Genomic DNA, 16,263 nt, shown 5'->3' on the forward strand with positions numbered 1-16,263 from the left:
TGACGGCGACGGGCCCGCAGGAGGTTTCCTGCGGGCCCGTCGCCGTGGCGGCCGGGGTTGTCCTCAGCCGGGCAGCAGGCCGCCCAGCAGCGGACCGGCCACCGGGAGGTCCGGCGCACTGGCCAGGTCGCCGGTGAGGCTCCGCGTGTTGACCCCCTTGAAGCCTGCGCCCTGGGTGGCGACGCCGTTGTCGAGCGGGTCGACGCCGGTGTTCGCGAGCGGGTTCAGCGGGAGGTGCTCGGCGGTGGCCGCGGTGGTCTGCAGGGCCGCCGCCGGGTCGAGTTCGCCCGCCTGACCCGCCTGTGCCACGCCGGCACCGGCACCGAGCGCCGCGCCGATGGCGGTGACGGTGAGACCGGCGGCCCTGAGCAATGTGTGACGTGCCATGAGAATCCTGTCCTCGACGGGAAGTGGACCGAAGCGACCGCCACCGAAGTGACCGACTGGGCACGCAGCGTAGTTCCCGTGTGATGCTCGATACCAACAGGACCCCAGGGGGGTCACCCACACGGCGCAATGCCTCAGACTGGTGTCCCGTGAGTTCCCAACCCCTTCCGACGCGCGTCGTCCTGCTCACCGGGCCCTCGGGTTCCGGAAAGTCGTCCCTCGCCGCCCGCTCCGGCCTCCCGGTACTGCGCCTCGACGACTTCTACAAGGAGGGGGACGACCCCACGCTCCCGCTCATGGCGGGTACCACGGCCGTCGACTGGGACTCCCCGGCGTCCTGGGACGCGGACGCGGCGGTCGACGCGGTCGTGGAACTGTGCCGTACGGGGCGGACGACCGTGCCCGTCTACGACATCGCCACCAGTTCGCGGGCCGGGACCGAGACCCTCGACATCGAGCGCACCCCGCTCTTCGTCGCCGAGGGCATCTTCGCGGCGGAGATCGTCGACCGCTGCCGGCGGGCGGGGGTCCTCGCCGACGCGCTGTGCCTGCGCGGGAGGCCGTCCACGACCTTCCGCCGCCGGCTGCTGCGCGATCTGCGCGAGGGGCGCAAGTCCGTGGCTTTCCTGGTCCGCCGCGGCTGGCGCCTGATGCACGCGGAGCGCGGCATCGTCGCCCGCCAGTCCGCGCTGGGCGCCCACCCGTGCGGCAAGGACGAGGCCCTCGGCCGCCTCGCGGCCGCGGCGGCGGGCCGGTGCCGCCGTACGCCTGCGGCGAGCGAGGCGTAGCCGCTACGGGTACGGCGTGACCCGGTGCCGTAGCTGCGGCGTGGGGGCCTGTCCAGGTGCCCCGTGCCGGGTCAGCGGCCGGTGCGTCCGTCCTCAACCGCCGGGACGGCCTTGAAAAGCGCCCAGCACCGCCCGGGCAGCCCGTGTGTCCGTCCTCGAACGCTGGACAGGCTGGGATGGTCGGGGTGACTCGGCACGGGTTGGTTGCCGCTGGGGGCCGCTTCGGAGTCACCGCACAACGACCCCGGGGCCGGTCAGGACCTCTCGGTCCTGGCCGGCCCCGGGCTCCCCCGTGTCCCCCGTACCTACCGCCCTCAGGCCACCAGCTCGCCGAAGGCGTCCTCCTCGTCACGGCCGAAGCTGAGGACCTCGTCCTCCCGCAGCCGGCGGAGCGACCGCCAGATGCTCGACTTCACCGTGCCGACACTGATGTCGAGGATGTCCGCGATCTCAGGATCCGTACGGCCCTCGTAGTAGCGCAGCACCAGCATCGTGCGCTGCAGCTCGGGCAGCCGCGCCAGGGCCTGCCACAGCACCGCCCGCAGCTCCGTGCCGCGCATCGCGTCCGTCTCGCCCACCGTCTCCGGGAGCTCCTCGGTCGGGTACTCGTTCAGCTTGCGGCGGCGCCACGCGCTGATGTGCAGGTTGGTCATGGTCCGGCGCAGATAGCCGCCGACCGCCGCCTTGTCGCTGATCCGGTCCCACGCCCGGTACGTCGAGAAGAGCGCGCTCTGCAGCAGGTCCTCCGCCTCGAACCGGTCACCGGTCAGGTGATACGCGGTCGCGTACAGGGAGGCGCGGCGCTCCTGCACGTAGGCGGTGAACTCCGCCTCCGACAGGTTATCCCGCTCCCCCTTGACCTCCCCGTACGCGGATCCCCCGTGGCCCCCCTCGTTCGTGGCGTCAACGACCGTCATGTACGCCGACGGCTTGTGCTGACGCCCGGCGCCGCGAACGCACCCCCGCCCGTTCACGGCGCCGGACTTCTCGGTGCTCCGCACGACGTCGTGCAGACGCGTGACAACTGCGCTGGAGGTGGTGCTGTGCAGTGCGTTCATCTCGCGCCCCCCGTCGGTTGGAGTCTGTGTCGGGCCGCCTTCCTGCCCTGTGCGAAAAGACTGCCCGGGCACCTTCACGCCGGTGTCCGCCGACTGTCACAGGGCTGTCACAGGGCCCGGTGTCGGCTGGAGAGCCCCCAACTGTCGAACTCCGGCTCCCCCATGGGTCAGAATGACGCCGTGCCTTTCCTGTTGCTGATCGAGGACGACGACGCCATCCGCACGGCCCTCGAACTCTCGCTGTCACGCCAGGGCCACCGTGTGGCCACCGCGGCGACGGGCGAGGACGGCCTGAAACTGCTGCGTGAGCAGCGGCCGGACCTGATCGTGCTGGATGTGATGCTGCCCGGCATCGACGGTTTCGAGGTGTGCCGGCGGATCCGGCGCACGGACCAGCTGCCGATCATCCTGCTCACCGCGCGCAGCGACGACATCGACGTCGTGGTCGGGCTGGAGTCCGGTGCCGACGACTATGTGGTCAAGCCGGTGCAGGGGCGCGTGCTGGACGCCCGTATCCGGGCCGTGCTGCGCCGCGGTGAGCGCGAGTCCACGGACTCGGCGACTTTCGGGTCGCTGGTGATCGACCGCTCCGCGATGACGGTCACCAAGAACGGCGAGGATCTGCAGCTCACGCCGACCGAGCTGCGGCTTCTCCTCGAGCTGAGCCGCCGGCCGGGCCAGGCGCTGTCGCGCCAGCAGTTGCTGCGGCTGGTGTGGGAGCACGACTACCTGGGCGACTCGCGCCTGGTGGACGCCTGCGTGCAGCGGCTGCGGGCGAAGGTGGAGGACGTGCCGTCCTCGCCGACCCTGATCCGTACGGTCCGTGGCGTGGGCTACCGACTGGACGCCCCTCAGTGACGCAAGCCGAGAAGAAGGGTCCCGCGAAGAGAGGGGTGCTCGCGGGATTCGGGTGGACCAGCCTGCGGCTGCGGCTCGTCGTGGTGTTCGGTCTGGTCGCGCTGACGGCCGCGGTGTCCGCCTCGGGGATCGCGTACTGGCTCAACCGCGAGGCCGTACTGACGCGTACGCAGGACGCGGCACTGGGTGACTTCCGGCAGGAGATGCAGAACCGGGCCGCGTCGCTGCCCGCGCGGCCGACGCAGAGCGAGCTGCAGACGACCGCCGAGCAGATGGCGAGCGGCAGTGCCGGGTACAGCGTGGTGCTGCTCGGCAAGCGCGAGGCGGGCAAGCCGATCGTCGGGGCGTCGAACCCGGACGTGTTCACGCTGGACGACGTGCCGAAGGCGCTACGGGACGCGGTCAACGAGCCGCAGCCGGTCACGGCCGGCAACGCGTACCCGTACCACCTGTTCTGGCTGCGGACGCAGCGCGGCAACACGCCCTATCTCGTGGGCGGCACGAGGATCATCGGCGGCGGCCCGACGGGCTACATGTTCAAGTCGCTGGACCAGGAGCGGGCCGATCTGAACTCGCTGGCCTGGTCGCTGGGCATCGCCACGGCGCTGGCGCTGGTCGGCTCCGCGCTGATCGCACAGGCCGCGGCGACGACCGTGCTGCGGCCGGTGCGCCGCCTCGGCGAGGCGGCGCGGCAGCTCGGCGAGGGCAAGCTCGACACCCGGCTGAACGTCTCCGGTACGGACGAACTTGCCGAGCTGTCACGGACGTTCAACCGCGCGGCGGAATCGCTCGAGAAGAAGGTCGCGGACATGAGCGCGCGGGAGGAGTCGAGCCGCCGCTTCGTCGCCGACATGTCGCACGAGCTGCGTACGCCGCTGACCGCGCTGACTGCCGTGACGGAGGTCCTGGAGGACGAGCAGGAGAGCCTCGACCCGATGATCGCGCCCGCGGTCGCGCTGGTCGTGAGCGAGACGCGGCGCCTCAACGACCTGGTGGAGAACCTGATGGAGGTCACCCGCTTCGACGCGGGCACGGCCCGGCTCGTCCTCGACGACGTGGACGTCGCCGACCAGGTCACCGCCTGCATCGACGCACGCGCCTGGCTGGACGCGGTCGAACTGGACGCGGAGCGCGGCATCGTGGCCCGCCTCGACCCGCGCCGCCTCGACGTCATCCTGGCCAACCTGATCGGCAACGCGCTGAAGCACGGCGGCTCCCCGGTGCGGGTGGCGGTCCGCACGGAGGACGACGAGCTGGTCATCGAGGTACGGGACCACGGGCCCGGTATCCCCGAGGACGTACTGCCCCATGTCTTCGACCGCTTCTACAAGGCGAGCGCCTCCCGTCCGCGCTCGGAGGGCAGCGGTCTGGGCCTGTCGATCGCGATGGAGAACGCCCTGATCCACGGCGGCAGCATCAGCGCGGCGAACACGACGGACGGCGACGGCGGTGCGGTCTTCGTGCTCCGCCTCCCGCGCGACGCCTCGGACATCACGCCCGCGGACGCGAACGGCGGGGAAGGGGCAGGTGAGGCACAGTGACCATCCGTGGTGTGCGGTCGGCCGCTCCGGCCCGGTTGCGGCGTGGCGCGGTCACCTTCGCGGGGGCCGTTCTGGCCGCCGCGGCTGTCGGAGGCTGCGGGATCCGGACCACGTCCGTCCCCGTCGACGCCGGGCCCGCGCCCTCGCGGGTGCCGTGCTCGCTGGCCGGGAAGGAGACGGCCACGCCGGCCGAGCCGGGCGCGGTGCCGGTGCGGGTGTATCTGGTGTGCGCGTCGGGGCTGGAAGCCGTGGACCGTACTGCGACGGTCTCGGAGAAGGCCGCCGGCAACCGGATCCTCGTCGCGAGGGCCCTCCTCGACCAGTTGCAGGCCGAGCCGTCGGCGGCCGAGCGCGAGGCCGGGTTCGCCACCGACGTACGGGGCCCGCTGACCGTGGCGCCGGGGCGGGAGGGCGACCCCGAGGGCACGCTGCGGCTGAACCGTCAGCCGGAGGACCTGCCGCCCGTCGCGCTCGCGCAGATCGTGTGCACGCTCGCGGACAGCGAGGCCGCGGCGGATGGCGGGACGGTGGTCCTGGGCGGGCCCGGCGAGTACGCGCCGCGCGGCTACCGCTGCACGGACGCGGCCAAGGAGCGCCCCGAGACGGTGCTCCCGACGGTCGGCCCGCTGCCCGCTTCCTGAGGTACGACCTGACGTACGCGTCACACGGCGGAACCGATCCCGCCGGTCGTGTCGTCTTGGGGGTCGTGCAGCGTCAAGGTTCGGGCGGCAGTGCCGCCATCCGCTTCCGCGTGGCGGGGGTCGTCCTCCTCCTCGCGCATCTGGCACTCGTGGGGTGGCTGACACTTCGCCCCCTCGACGTGATGTGGGTGACGGCGGCGAATCTCGAGCCGCTCGCGGGCATCAAGGCGGACCTCGCCCTGGGTCCGGTGCAGGCGGCCCGCCGGATGGGCGAGGGACTGCTGCTGCTCGCCCCGCTCGGCATACTGCTGCCGATGGCGGGCGGGCGGCTCGCCGTCTCCCCCTGGGCCTCACTGGCCCGTACGGTCGCCGCGGGCGCGCTGCTGTCGCTGGGCATCGAGCTGCTGCAGACCGGGGTGCCGGGGCAGGTCGTCGACGTGGACTCGCTGCTCCTGAACACGGCCGGCGTCGCCCTGGCCCATCTGGCGGTCGTCCCGGCGGGCCGCGCCCGGCTGCGGCGCAGGCGGCGCGGGCCGTCCGCGGACCCCGGGAAGCAACGGAAACCCCTGCTCCGGGACGACGCCTCTCAGGGGCCGACCCCGACGATTCCCAGGGTCGGGATCGCCCCGTAGAGCGACGCTTCGTCCCCCTTCGCGGCGGCAGCATGGAGTCATCGGGAGCACAGTGGAGTGGCTCCCGGCCGAGGACTCGAGGAGCCCACCATGGCCGCACTTACCCGCCCCCGTGACGGACGCATGATCGGCGGAGTGTGCGCAGCGCTGGCACGGCGCTTCGGCACCTCCGCGACCACGATGCGCGTGATCTTCGTGGTCTCGTGTCTGCTGCCCGGCCCGCAGTTCCTGATCTACCTGGCGCTGTGGCTGCTGCTGCCGGCCGAGAAGAGCGCGTCGACCGCCTGGTGACGGCGCCGTGACAGCACGCTGGGGCGCACACCCGGAACCGGGTGTGCGCCCCATCTGTCATCCGCGGGTCAGCGCAGCGGCAGACCGCCGAGGAGGCCGGCGGCCGCCCCCGCGGGACCGAGGAGACCAGTGGCCTGCTCGGTGGCGCCCGGCGGCAGCGCGTTCGGGCCGACGCCTTCGGCGGCCTGCTGGACGGCGGAGGCGACCGCCTGGTCCTGGAGGAGGGAGACGGCGTTGAGCGGGGTGCCGACCTCGGGGAGCTGCGGGGCGGCGGAGGCCGTGCCGGCAGTGGCAGCGGCGAAGGCGGCACCGAGCGCGGCGACACCGAGGGTCTTGGCAGCGTGCTTCATCAGCGACTTTTCCTTGGGGAGGGGGAATATGAGCGGCTTTGCAAGCTAGCCAGCGCGAACTCCGCCCCGCAAACGGCCGCGTCGGAGAAAAGGGCCGGGAGTTGACGCTCCCGGCCCTCTGCGTATGTCCGCGCTCAGCTCTCGCCGGAGGGAGACCCGCTGGTCGTGACGGTCTGGCTGAACAGCCATTCGGACTTCAGCTCCGCATAGCCGGGCTTGATCACGTCATTGATCATCGCGAGGCGTTCATCGAAAGGAATGAACGCGGACTTCATCGCATTGACGGTGAACCACTGCATGTCGTCGAGCGTGTAGCCGAACGCCTCGGACAGCAGCTCGAATTCACGGCTCATGCTGGTGTTGCTCATCAGCCGGTTGTCCGTGTTGACGGTCGTCCGGAAGTGGAGCCGGCGCAGCAGTCCGATGGGGTGCTCCTCGTACGAGGCGGCCGCACCGGTCTGCAGATTGGACGTCGGGCACATCTCCAGCGGGATGCGCTTGTCGCGTACGTACGCGGCGAGACGGCCGAGCTTCACCGTGCCGTCGGCGGCGACCTCGATGTCGTCGATGATGCGGACGCCGTGGCCGAGTCGGTCCGCGCCGCACCACTGGAGGGCCTGCCAGATCGACGGCAGCCCGAAGGCCTCGCCCGCGTGGATGGTGAAGTGGTTGTTCTCGCGCTTGAGGTATTCGAAGGCGTCGAGGTGGCGGGTGGGCGGGTAGCCCGCCTCGGCGCCCGCGATGTCGAAGCCGACGACGCCGGAGTCCCGGTAGCGGTTGGCCAGTTCGGCGATCTCCAGCGCACGGGCGGCGTGCCGCATGGCGGTGAGCATGGCGCCGACGCGGATGCGGTGTCCGCTCGCCCGGGCGCGGCGCTCGCCTTCACGGAAGCCCTCGTTGACGGCCTCGACGACCTCTTCGAGGGTCAGGCCGGCCTCCAGGTGCTGCTCGGGGGCGTAGCGCACCTCGGCGTAGACGACACCGTCCTCGGCGAGGTCCTCGGCGCACTCGACGGCGACGCGCTTGAGCGCCTCACGGGTCTGCATGACGGCGCAGGTGTGGGCGAACGTCTCCAGGTACCGCTCCAACGAGCCGGAGTCGGCGGCCTCGTGGAACCAGATGCCGAGCTTGTCGGGCTCGTTCTCCGGGAGGGACTCGTAGCCCGCGTCACGGGCGAGATCGATGATCGTGCCGGGGCGCAGCCCGCCGTCGAGGTGGTCGTGCAGGAGCACCTTCGGGGCGCGGCGGATCTGGTCCGCGGTGGGCCTCTCAGGTCCGGGGGCGGTTCCCCGGGATGACACATGGGTGGTCTGCCTCGTCATCTCCGCACTCTAATCCCTACGCGCGTAGAGGGCAGCTCCACGAACCACCCGTCGATACGTAACAGTGACCGTGCGGACGGGTGGAGTACACCTGCACTTCTGAGACTGTTCTGCCATGGCACACCACGCACTGCCCCAGCGGTGGGGACGTTCGGCCGGGAAGGCCAAGGCGGCACGGGCCCGGCTCGAAGCGAGCGTAACGCGGGGAGGCGGCTCAGTGGTAGGGCCGAGGCTGGGGCGGCCGGTCCGGGGGACGGTGTCCGGTCCTGCGCCCGTGGACGGGGCCGTGAGCGGGGTGGTGCTGCTGCTCCCGGACGGTGAACCGGAGTCGGGCCGGGGGCCGTCGGCCGTGTCGCACGCGGCCGCGCTGCCGCTGGCGCGCTCGCTGGCGCGGGCGGGACGCGAGGACGGCCTCGTCGCCCACGTCGTGCGCTACCGCGGGCGTGGCTGGAACGGTCCCGACGCGCGGCTCGCCGCGGACGCGGCGTGGGCGGCGGACGAGGCGGTACGGCGGTACGGGGACGTCCCCGTGTGCCTCGCCGGGCACGGCATGGGCGGCCGCGCCGCCCTGCACGCCGCCGGGCACGGGGCCGTCAACTCCGTGGTCGCCCTCGCCCCTTGGCTTCCCGAGGACGACGTCGCGGTGCAACCCGAACCGGTGAAACAGCTCGTCGGCCGCCAGGTCCTCATAGTCCACGGCACGAACGACGCCCGTACCGATCCGGAGCTCTCCTACCGCCTGGCCGAGCGCGCCAAGAAGACCAACCGCGACACCTGCCGTTTCGAGGTGCACTCCGACGGCCACTCCCTGCGTCAGTACCAGGCCGAAGTCCAAGCGCTGGCCGCCGACTTCGTCCTCGGTGCGCTCTTCTCGCGCGCGTACGCCCGCCCGGTCGCGGACGCGCTGGCGGCTCCGCCGCCGCTGGGACTGAGGATGCCGCTCGCGGCGGGCTTCGGGCGATCGCTGCGGCGCTGAGGGCGATCGGGGGGCGCCCCCGGACGTGCGGCCCGGCGCTGCCGCCTTCCACCCTGACGCCTCTTCACTGACGCCTCGTACGGCCCCCGTAAACGGGTCGCCCCGGCCGGCGCGCGGGGACGCGACAGGCAACAAGGCCTGATACGCGGTGGACGTCGGCACCCGCGCCACCATGCCGTCGAGGGGCACGGATGACCATCGAGCCGCCGAGCGGCTCGGTGCCCCCAAAGGCGGTTCCCGGCCTGCAGGCTTCTGCGGCGGCCGCTTCGTACAACTACAGCGCGATGGTGCGCTACGCCGACAAGTACTGGAAAACGCCGAGCGATGACTGGCGCACGTACGGCAACGACTGCACGAACTTCATCTCCCAGGTGATGTGGGCCGGCGGTTGGCGGGCGACGTCGGGCAGTGTCATGAGCCGCAAGGACAACAGGAAGTGGTTCTACGGAAGCCACGCCTGGAACACGAGCTACACCTGGGCTGGTGCCGAGAACTGGTACTGGTTCGCGCTCAAGCACTCCAAGCGGACCAAGTTCCTCGACAATGTGCGGAAGCTCGCCCTCGCCGACGTGCTTCAGGCGAACTGGAGGCCTCGGAGCGACAACGTCATCGATCACACCATGGTCGTCACCAAGGTCTACAGAGGTACCCATTACCTCACCTACCACACGGGGAACACTCACAACAAGAGCCTCCGCAAGCTGCTCGCTGACCATCCGAACGCGGCCTGGTACGCGCACCGGACCTGAGACCGTCCTGCCTGACACCCAGGCTGAACCACCTGTGAGGGACACATGAAGAGGCGCTATTTCGTCGGCGTCACCCTCGCCGCGTTGCTCGCCCTGACCGGGTGCGACAGCGGCGACTCCGGGTCGAAGGCGAGCGGTGACCGCGAGACGGCAGAGGCGTACATCACCGCCCTCAACGACCGAGACGCGGACGCCCTGCTGAAGTTGGACGGAGCTACCGGCGCTGACGCCGAGCGGGATGCACAGAAGATCATCAAGGAGAAGGGCGGCCGCGGCCTCAAGGTCGAGGACATCCGGATCAGTTACGATCTCGGCCCGACGTCGGGTCCGCGAAGATCACTGCCCGGGACAGCAAGGGCGCCGACTACAGCGAGAGTCTCACCATCACTCGTGATGGCGGGAGTTGGCACCTCACCATCCTGCCGGCGCCGACACAGGACCCGAGCGGGAAGACGCCCGCCGAGACAGCCGCGCCATCCGACGGAGTGGGCCCCTCGAAGCCCGCGTCCGGCTGAACCACCACACACCCGGAGAGCTATGGGACCCGCACGTCGGCGTGACCGTTGGTCCTTCTCGCGGGCGAAGCGGTGTGACGGCTCTCCTGTGGGATGGTGACCATCGCGGTAGCGGTCTCCACCTGGCGCGCCCCGTCAGTCCGGCAGGAGATTCCCGCGACGCGACAGAAGGAACTTCTTGAACTCCGCCACCGGCGCCGTGTCCGGATGCCCGTCGAGCCAGGCGACACCGATCTCGCGCACCGCGCGCGGCGCGGTCACCGTCAGCTCGACGACGCCCGGGCGCGGCACCGCGGGCGGCGGGAGCAGGGCCACGCCGAGGCCCGCGGCGACGAGGCCGCGCAGGGTCTCGGCCTCCTCGCCCTCGAAGGCGACGCGCGGTGTGAAGCCCGCCTCGGCGCACAGCGCGTCCGTGATGCGGCGCAGGCCGTAGCCGGGCTCCAGGGTCACGAAGGTCTCGTCCGCGGCCTCCGCCAGGCGGACGCGCTTGCGGGTGGCGAGGCGGTGGTCGTCGGGGACCACCAGGCGCAGGCGCTGCTCGTCGAGGCGGCGGGCGACCAGGTCCGGGGCGTCCGGGATCGGCGAGGTGAGACACAGGTCGAGGTCGCCGGCGCGCAGGCGCTCGATCATCGCCTCGCCGTAGTTCTGGACGAGCGTGAAGCGCACCCGGGGATGGTCGACGCGGAAGGCGCGGATCAGCTCGGGCACCGTCTCCGAGCCCATGGTGTGCAGGAAGCCGAAGGCGACCTTGCCGCCGGAGGGGTCCGCGTCGGCCCGTACCGACTCCGCGGCCCGTTCGACCTCCGTGAGGGCCCGCTCCACGGACACGAGGAAGGTGCGGCCCGCGGCCGTCAGCGACACCGTCCGCCCCTTGCGCGTGAACAGCGCCACTCCCAGGTCCTGTTCGAGCCGGACCATCGCCCGCGAGAGCGTCGACTGCGGCACGGCCAGCTCCTGCGCCGCCCTGGTCACGTGCTCGTGCCGGGCCACGCCCGCGAAGTACGCGAGGCGCGGAGCGAGCAGCAGCCGCATGTCTTCTTCGTAACTGTTCAGTGACACGCGAGCCTCTGAGCTGTATTCATGCGCCATGGGAACGATTAAAGCCGTTCCATGCATTGGACGCATCAGAATGGGGCACCTACCTTCGAGATATGCCTTCCGCCAGTACCGGGGCGCCCACCGCCGTGGGTGCCCTCACCTCGCCGTCCCCCACGACCACCGACTCGCGCCTCGCCCCCGGCCTGCCCGGCTACCGCCGCATGAGCTTCGCGCTCTTCGCCGCGGGCGTCGCCACCTTCGCCCTCCTCTACTCCACGCAGGCCCTGCTGCCCGCCGTCTCCGCCGGCTTCGGGGTCACCGCGAGCGCGGCCAGCTGGACGGTCTCCGCGGCCACCGGCGCCCTGGCCCTGTGCGTGCTGCCGCTGAGCGCGCTCTCCGAGCGCTTCGGGCGGGTGCGGCTGATGACGGTGTCGCTGGTGGTCGCGACCGTGGTCGGACTGCTGGTGCCGTTCGCGCCCGGCCTGGAGTGGCTGGTCGCCCTGCGCGCGGTGCAGGGTGCGGCGCTGGCCGGGATCCCGGCATCGGCGATGGCGTACCTCGCCGAGGAGGTGCGGCCGAAGGCGCTCATCGCCGCGATCGGACTGTTCGTGGCGGGCAACAGCATCGGCGGCATGAGCGGCCGGATCGTCACCGGCTGGGTCGCCCAGTTGTGGGGCTGGCGGGCGGCGCTCGCCGCGGTCGGTCTGATGGCCGTGGTCTGCACGGTAGCCTTCCGGCTGCTGCTGCCGAAGGCACGGCACTTCGCGCCCGGTTCGCTGAACCCGCGCGCGCTGGCGGAGACCGTCCGCGGCCACCTCTCGGACCCGCTGCTGATGCGGCTGTACGGGATCGGCGCGCTCTTCATGACCGTCTTCGGCGCGGTCTACACGATGATCGGCTACCGCCTCGTCGACGCCCCCTTCAACCTGCCCCAGGGCGCGGTCGGTTCGGTCTTCCTCGTCTATCTGGTCGGTACGCTCTCCTCCGCCGCGGCCGCCAAGCTCGTCGGCCGCATGGGCCGGCGCGGCGCGCTGTATCTCGCGGTCGGTACGACGGCGGCGGGCCTGCTGCTCTCCCTCTCGGACTCCCTGACCGCGGTCCTGCTCGGCCTGGTGCTCATCACCGCGGGCTTCTTCGCGGGCCACGCGGTCGCCTCCTCCGAGGTGAGCCGCACCGCGAAGACCGGCCGCGCCCAGGCGTCGGCGCTCTACCAGTCGGCGTACTACCTGGGCAGCAGCGCGGGCGGCACGCTCGGCGCGGTCGCCTTCCACTCCGGCGGCTGGGCGGGCACGGTCCTGCTGGGGCTGCTCGCGGTCCTCGGCGTCGTGTCGATCACGCTGTTCGGGTCGTACGCGGCCCGCGCGAAGGAGCGCCGGCCGGTCCTGCGGACGGCCGCCGCCCACCGCTGAGGAAATCTCCGGAAATCCACGGCAACTTCCCTGCAACTCCGGCACGCCTGCAAGCGTCCAACGGTGAGAGCAACCGCTCTGTGCCACTGGGGAGTTGGTGACCGTGGAACGTGCAAGGAGCAGAAGGAACATACGGAGACGGGGCGGCGTCGCCCTCGGCATCACGGGGATGGTGGTGCCGCTGACGCTGGCGCTCGGCGCCGCCCCGGCACAGGCCGCCTCGTGCAACTTGAGCACCGGCCCGTACCAGAAGCAGGTCGAGCAGTTCCTCGGCCTCCGCGTCGACGGAAGGCAGTCGTCGAGCGACTGCCAGGCGATCAAGGCGTTCCAGGCCAAGCACGGCATCACGCCGACGCTGGGCTACGCCGGGCCGATCACCTGGCGCACGATGAGCACGATGCTGGCGCAGCGGGCGGCCGGCAACAATCCCAACAAGGCCGGCAAGTGTCCGACCAACAAGGGCCGCATCGCCTGCGTGGACCTGACCCGGCAGCTGAGCTGGATCCAGGACGGCTCCAAGCTGAAGTACGGTCCGGTGCCGGTGCGGACCGGGCGGGACGGGGCGGAGACCCGGACCGGCTCGAAGAGGATCTACTACCGCAGCCTCAACCACTGGTCGACGATCTACCACGTGTGGATGCCGTACTCGCAGTTCTTCGACGGCGGCATCGCGTTCCACTCGGTCACCAAGTCGATGTACAACCCGCCCGGCTCCGGCGGCTGCGTCAACATGCGGCCGGCGGACGCGAAAGCGTACTGGGGCCTGCTGAAGAACGGGGACGACGTCTACGTCTACGGGCGCAAGCCCGGAACCTGACCCCATTGTCAGTCCCCTCCTGTAGCGTCCGAAGGGCTGGTGCCAAGGGCGACAGGGGTGGACCCGATGAGTGATCTGGCAACGACGCAGGATCTCGACTCCCGGCTGGAGCAGTACCGGACGGAGCTGACCGGCTACTGCTACCGGATGCTGGGCTCCGCCTTCGAAGCGGAGGACGCCGTCCAGGACACGATGGTCCGTGCCTGGAAGAGCTTCGAGAAGTTCGAGGGGAGATCGTCCCTGCGCTCGTGGCTGTACCGCATCGCGACGAACGTGTGCCTGGACATGCTGAACGCGGGCAATCGCCGGGCCCGCCCGATGGACCTGACCGCCGCGACGCCGGTGGCGCAGGCCCAGCTCAATGCCCGTCCGGAGATCACCTGGCTGGAGCCGGTGCCGGACGGGCGCGTGCTGCCGTCGGTGGCCGATCCGGCCGACAGGACGGTCGAGCGGGAGTCGATCCGGCTGGCGTTCGTCGCGGCGCTGCAGCATCTGCCGCCCAAGCAGCGCGCCGTGCTCATCCTGCGCGAGGTGCTGGCCTGGAAGGCCGCCGAGGTCGCCGAGTTGCTCGGCACGTCGGTCGCCTCGGTCAACAGTGCCCTGCAGCGCGCCCGCGCCACCCTCGCCGAGTCCGAGCCCCGGGAGTCCGACCCCGCGGACCCGCTCGACGAGGAGCAGCAGCAGCTCCTGGAGCGCTATGTCGCGGCCTTCGAGGGGTACGACATGAACGCGCTGACCGCGCTGCTCCGCGATGACGCGACGATGTCCATGCCGCCGTACGACCTGTGGCTGCGCGGCCATGAGGACATCGTGGGCTGGATGCTCGGTGTCGGCGAGGTGTGCCGCGGCTCGAAGCTGGTCCCGACCGTGGCGAACGGCTCGCCGGCGTTCGCGCAGTACCACCCGAGCCAGGACGGCGAGGGGTACGAGCCGTGGGCGCTGATCGTCCTGGAGATCTCGGACGGCAGGATCGGCGGGATGGACTTCTTCCTGGACACCAAGCGGTGGTTCCCGCTGTTCGGTCTGCCCGACCGTCTCAGCCGCGAGGACTGAGCACCGGCGGCCGGTCCGGGTCGGGGCCCGAGTCGTCGTCGCCGAGCCCGACGAAGTGGAGCAGCGCGAGGAGTTCGGGCCCGGCGTTCCTCAGCCGCAGCCCGCGGCCGAGCCGACCCGCCGTGAGCCGCAGCCGGGCGATGGCGTTGACGGCCGTGAGGTCGGCGACGGTGAGGCCGCCGGCCTCGCAGATCACGTCGCCGGCCTCGGCGGCGGTGACGACCTGTGCCTGCAACGATGCGCACAGAAGCGGCACATCGGCCGGGGTGACCCGGCCGATGAGCTCGAGAACGATCGGCTGCCGCATGCTGTCCACATCGAGTAGACCGGCGCCACGCCCGGAACTCATCGGCCCGTGCCACCCGCCTCAGGCGATGCGCTCCAGCACGACCGGGCTCGGTTCGTACGCCGTGCCCGCCGGGGCGATGTCGTACGCGCCCTCCAGGGACTGCAGGGCGTAGTCGAACTTCTCCGGGGTGTCCGTGTGGAGCGTCAGCAGCGGGGCGCCCGCGGTGACGGTGTCGCCCGGCTTGGCGTGGAGTTCGATGCCCGCGCCCGCCTGGACCGGGTCCTCCTTGCGGGCGCGGCCCGCGCCGAGGCGCCAGGCGGCGACGCCGACGCCGTACGCGTCGAGGCGGGTGAGGACACCCGAGGACGGGGCCGTCACGACGTGCTGCTCGCGGGCGACCGGGAGCGCCGCGTCGGGGTCGCCGCCCTGGGCCGCGATCATGCGGCGCCAGACGTCCATGGCGGAGCCGTCGGCGAGGGCCTTCGCCGGGTCCGCGTCCTTGATGCCGGCCGCGTCGAGCATCTCCCGGGCCAGCGCGAGGGTCAGCTCGACGACGTCGGCCGGGCCGCCGCCCGCCAGCACCTCCACCGACTCGCGGACCTCGAGGGCGTTGCCCGCGGTGAGGCCGAGCGGGGTCGACATGTCGGTGAGCAGGGCGACGGTCTTCACGCCGTGGTCCGTGCCCAGACCGACCATGGTGGAGGCGAGCTCCCGCGCGTCCTCGATGTTCTTCATGAATGCGCCGGAGCCGACCTTGACGTCCAGGACCAGCGAGCCGGTGCCCTCGGCGATCTTCTTCGACATGATGGAGGAGGCGATCAGCGGGATGGCCTCGACGGTGCCGGTGACGTCGCGCAGCGCGTAGAGCTTCTTGTCGGCGGGGGCCAGGCCGTCACCCGCCGCGCAGATGACCGCGCCGGTCGTGTCGAGGACGTGCAGCATCTCCTCGTTGGACAGCAGCGCCCGCCAGCCGGGGATGGACTCCAGCTTGTCGAGGGTGCCGCCGGTGTGGCCGAGACCGCGGCCGCTCAGCTGGGGCACGGCCGCGCCGCACGCCGCCACGAGGGGGGCCAGCGGCAGGGTGATCTTGTCGCCGACGCCGCCGGTGGAGTGCTTGTCGGCGGTCGGGCGGGACAGCGTCGAGAAGTCCATGCGCTCGCCGGACGCGATCATCGCTGCGGTCCAGCGGGCGATCTCGGCGCGGTTCATGCCGTTGAGCAGGATCGCCATCGCCAGCGCGGACATCTGCTCGTCGGCGACCTCGCCGCGGGTGTAGGCGTCGATGACCCAGTCGATCTGCTCGGGGGTGAGTTCGCCGCGGTCCCGCTTGGTGCGGATGACGGAGATGGCGTCCATGTGCTTCGGGGTCCTTCCGGGTACGAACCAGGTAGTACGAAAGTGGCTCGGGGACCCCCCCGGAGGGGGGGGGGGGGGGGGGGTTGGGTGTGCCGGGTAGCCCTGGGTGAGCCCCGGTTGTTCCGGCCCCCCAGCCGAGGTTGGTGGGGGGGGGGGCGCCGCCGCGTCTTCTCGCCGGCCGTGTGGCCGGCGC

The 16,263-nt window shown here is 71.5% G+C and carries 18 protein-coding genes; 11 read left to right on the plus strand and 7 right to left on the minus strand.

What is annotated here, in order from left to right; all coding sequences use genetic code 11:
- Window positions 1-63: 63 nt before the first annotated feature.
- Complete coding sequence (locus tag ACFV9O_RS13295; protein ID WP_385416406.1) at window positions 64-387, minus strand: hypothetical protein; 324 nt, start codon at window positions 385-387, stop codon at window positions 64-66.
- Between the two features lie 83 nt (window positions 388-470).
- Here ACFV9O_RS13295 and ACFV9O_RS13300 point away from each other — a divergent pair, with 83 nt between their 5' ends.
- Entirely contained in the window at window positions 471-1,175 is a 705-nt protein-coding gene (locus ACFV9O_RS13300) for a uridine kinase (RefSeq protein ID WP_385416409.1), read from the plus strand.
- Between the two features lie 314 nt (window positions 1,176-1,489).
- Here ACFV9O_RS13300 and ACFV9O_RS13305 read toward each other — a convergent pair whose 3' ends face one another.
- Window positions 1,490-2,233, minus strand: a complete 744-nt coding sequence (locus ACFV9O_RS13305; RefSeq protein ID WP_385416411.1) for a SigE family RNA polymerase sigma factor — start codon at window positions 2,231-2,233, stop codon at window positions 1,490-1,492.
- Between the two features lie 180 nt (window positions 2,234-2,413).
- Between ACFV9O_RS13305 and afsQ1 the strand changes: the two genes are divergently transcribed.
- The 5 genes from afsQ1 to ACFV9O_RS13330 all read left to right on the plus strand — a co-directional run bounded on the left by afsQ1 (window position 2,414) and on the right by ACFV9O_RS13330 (window position 6,196).
- Complete coding sequence (afsQ1, locus tag ACFV9O_RS13310) at window positions 2,414-3,091, plus strand: two-component system response regulator AfsQ1 (RefSeq protein WP_351229557.1); 678 nt, start codon at window positions 2,414-2,416, stop codon at window positions 3,089-3,091.
- Window positions 3,088-4,632, plus strand: a complete 1,545-nt coding sequence (locus ACFV9O_RS13315; RefSeq protein WP_385416415.1) for an ATP-binding protein — start codon at window positions 3,088-3,090, stop codon at window positions 4,630-4,632. Before afsQ1 ends, ACFV9O_RS13315 begins: the two co-directional genes overlap by 4 nt.
- Window positions 4,629-5,273 (plus strand): hypothetical protein, encoded by a 645-nt coding sequence (locus ACFV9O_RS13320; RefSeq protein ID WP_385416417.1) that lies wholly within the window; start codon window positions 4,629-4,631, stop codon window positions 5,271-5,273. Before ACFV9O_RS13315 ends, ACFV9O_RS13320 begins: the two co-directional genes overlap by 4 nt.
- Before the next feature lie 65 nt (window positions 5,274-5,338).
- Window positions 5,339-5,905 (plus strand): VanZ family protein, encoded by a 567-nt coding sequence (locus ACFV9O_RS13325; protein ID WP_385416420.1) that lies wholly within the window; start codon window positions 5,339-5,341, stop codon window positions 5,903-5,905.
- Window positions 5,906-5,995: 90 nt separating this feature from the next.
- Window positions 5,996-6,196 (plus strand): PspC domain-containing protein, encoded by a 201-nt coding sequence (locus tag ACFV9O_RS13330; protein WP_385416422.1) that lies wholly within the window; start codon window positions 5,996-5,998, stop codon window positions 6,194-6,196.
- A 68-nt stretch (window positions 6,197-6,264) separates the two neighbouring features.
- Here the strand turns inward: ACFV9O_RS13330 and ACFV9O_RS13335 are convergent, their stop codons facing one another.
- Together ACFV9O_RS13335 and ACFV9O_RS13340 are read right to left on the minus strand one after the other, a co-directional pair.
- Window positions 6,265-6,546, minus strand: coding sequence for a hypothetical protein (locus ACFV9O_RS13335; RefSeq protein ID WP_385416425.1), 282 nt, complete (start codon window positions 6,544-6,546; stop codon window positions 6,265-6,267).
- Window positions 6,547-6,680: 134 nt separating this feature from the next.
- Window positions 6,681-7,868, minus strand: coding sequence for an adenosine deaminase (locus ACFV9O_RS13340; RefSeq protein WP_385416427.1), 1,188 nt, complete (start codon window positions 7,866-7,868; stop codon window positions 6,681-6,683).
- Between the two features lie 295 nt (window positions 7,869-8,163).
- Here ACFV9O_RS13340 and ACFV9O_RS13345 point away from each other — a divergent pair, with 295 nt between their 5' ends.
- Together ACFV9O_RS13345 and ACFV9O_RS13350 are read left to right on the plus strand one after the other, a co-directional pair.
- On the plus strand, window positions 8,164-8,844 hold the full coding sequence (locus tag ACFV9O_RS13345) for an alpha/beta hydrolase (RefSeq protein ID WP_385416597.1): 681 nt from the start codon (window positions 8,164-8,166) through the stop codon (window positions 8,842-8,844).
- Window positions 8,845-9,035: 191 nt separating this feature from the next.
- Entirely contained in the window at window positions 9,036-9,593 is a 558-nt protein-coding gene (locus ACFV9O_RS13350; RefSeq protein WP_385416430.1) for an amidase domain-containing protein, read from the plus strand.
- Window positions 9,594-10,243: 650 nt separating this feature from the next.
- Here ACFV9O_RS13350 and ACFV9O_RS13355 read toward each other — a convergent pair.
- On the minus strand, window positions 10,244-11,197 hold the full coding sequence (locus tag ACFV9O_RS13355; protein WP_385416432.1) for a LysR family transcriptional regulator: 954 nt from the start codon (window positions 11,195-11,197) through the stop codon (window positions 10,244-10,246).
- Between the two features lie 62 nt (window positions 11,198-11,259).
- Between ACFV9O_RS13355 and ACFV9O_RS13360 the strand changes: the two genes are divergently transcribed.
- From ACFV9O_RS13360 to ACFV9O_RS13370, 3 genes are all read left to right on the plus strand, one after another.
- A complete protein-coding gene (locus tag ACFV9O_RS13360) occupies window positions 11,260-12,555 on the plus strand; it encodes an MFS transporter (RefSeq protein ID WP_385416435.1) in 1,296 nt (431 codons plus the stop codon).
- Between the two features lie 169 nt (window positions 12,556-12,724).
- Window positions 12,725-13,372 carry a L,D-transpeptidase family protein gene (locus tag ACFV9O_RS13365; RefSeq protein WP_385416599.1) on the plus strand — a complete coding sequence of 216 codons (648 nt, stop codon included), beginning with the start codon at window positions 12,725-12,727 and terminating at the stop codon, window positions 13,370-13,372.
- 66 nt (window positions 13,373-13,438) lie between these two features.
- Window positions 13,439-14,425, plus strand: a complete 987-nt coding sequence (locus ACFV9O_RS13370) for a sigma-70 family RNA polymerase sigma factor (RefSeq protein ID WP_385416438.1) — start codon at window positions 13,439-13,441, stop codon at window positions 14,423-14,425.
- On the opposite strand, the gene ACFV9O_RS13375 is transcribed toward ACFV9O_RS13370, so the two are convergent.
- Both ACFV9O_RS13375 and ACFV9O_RS13380 read right to left on the minus strand, forming a co-directional pair.
- A complete protein-coding gene (locus ACFV9O_RS13375) occupies window positions 14,409-14,732 on the minus strand; it encodes an STAS domain-containing protein (RefSeq protein ID WP_385416440.1) in 324 nt (107 codons plus the stop codon). The genes ACFV9O_RS13370 and ACFV9O_RS13375 overlap by 17 nt on opposite strands.
- A 60-nt stretch (window positions 14,733-14,792) precedes the next feature.
- Window positions 14,793-16,070, minus strand: a complete 1,278-nt coding sequence (locus tag ACFV9O_RS13380; protein ID WP_385416443.1) for a thymidine phosphorylase — start codon at window positions 16,068-16,070, stop codon at window positions 14,793-14,795.
- Between the last annotated feature and the right edge of the window lie 193 nt (window positions 16,071-16,263).

The sequence above is a fragment of the Streptomyces sp. NPDC059909 genome, from assembly GCF_042730885.1.
GTDB lineage: Bacteria > Actinomycetota > Actinomycetes > Streptomycetales > Streptomycetaceae > Streptomyces.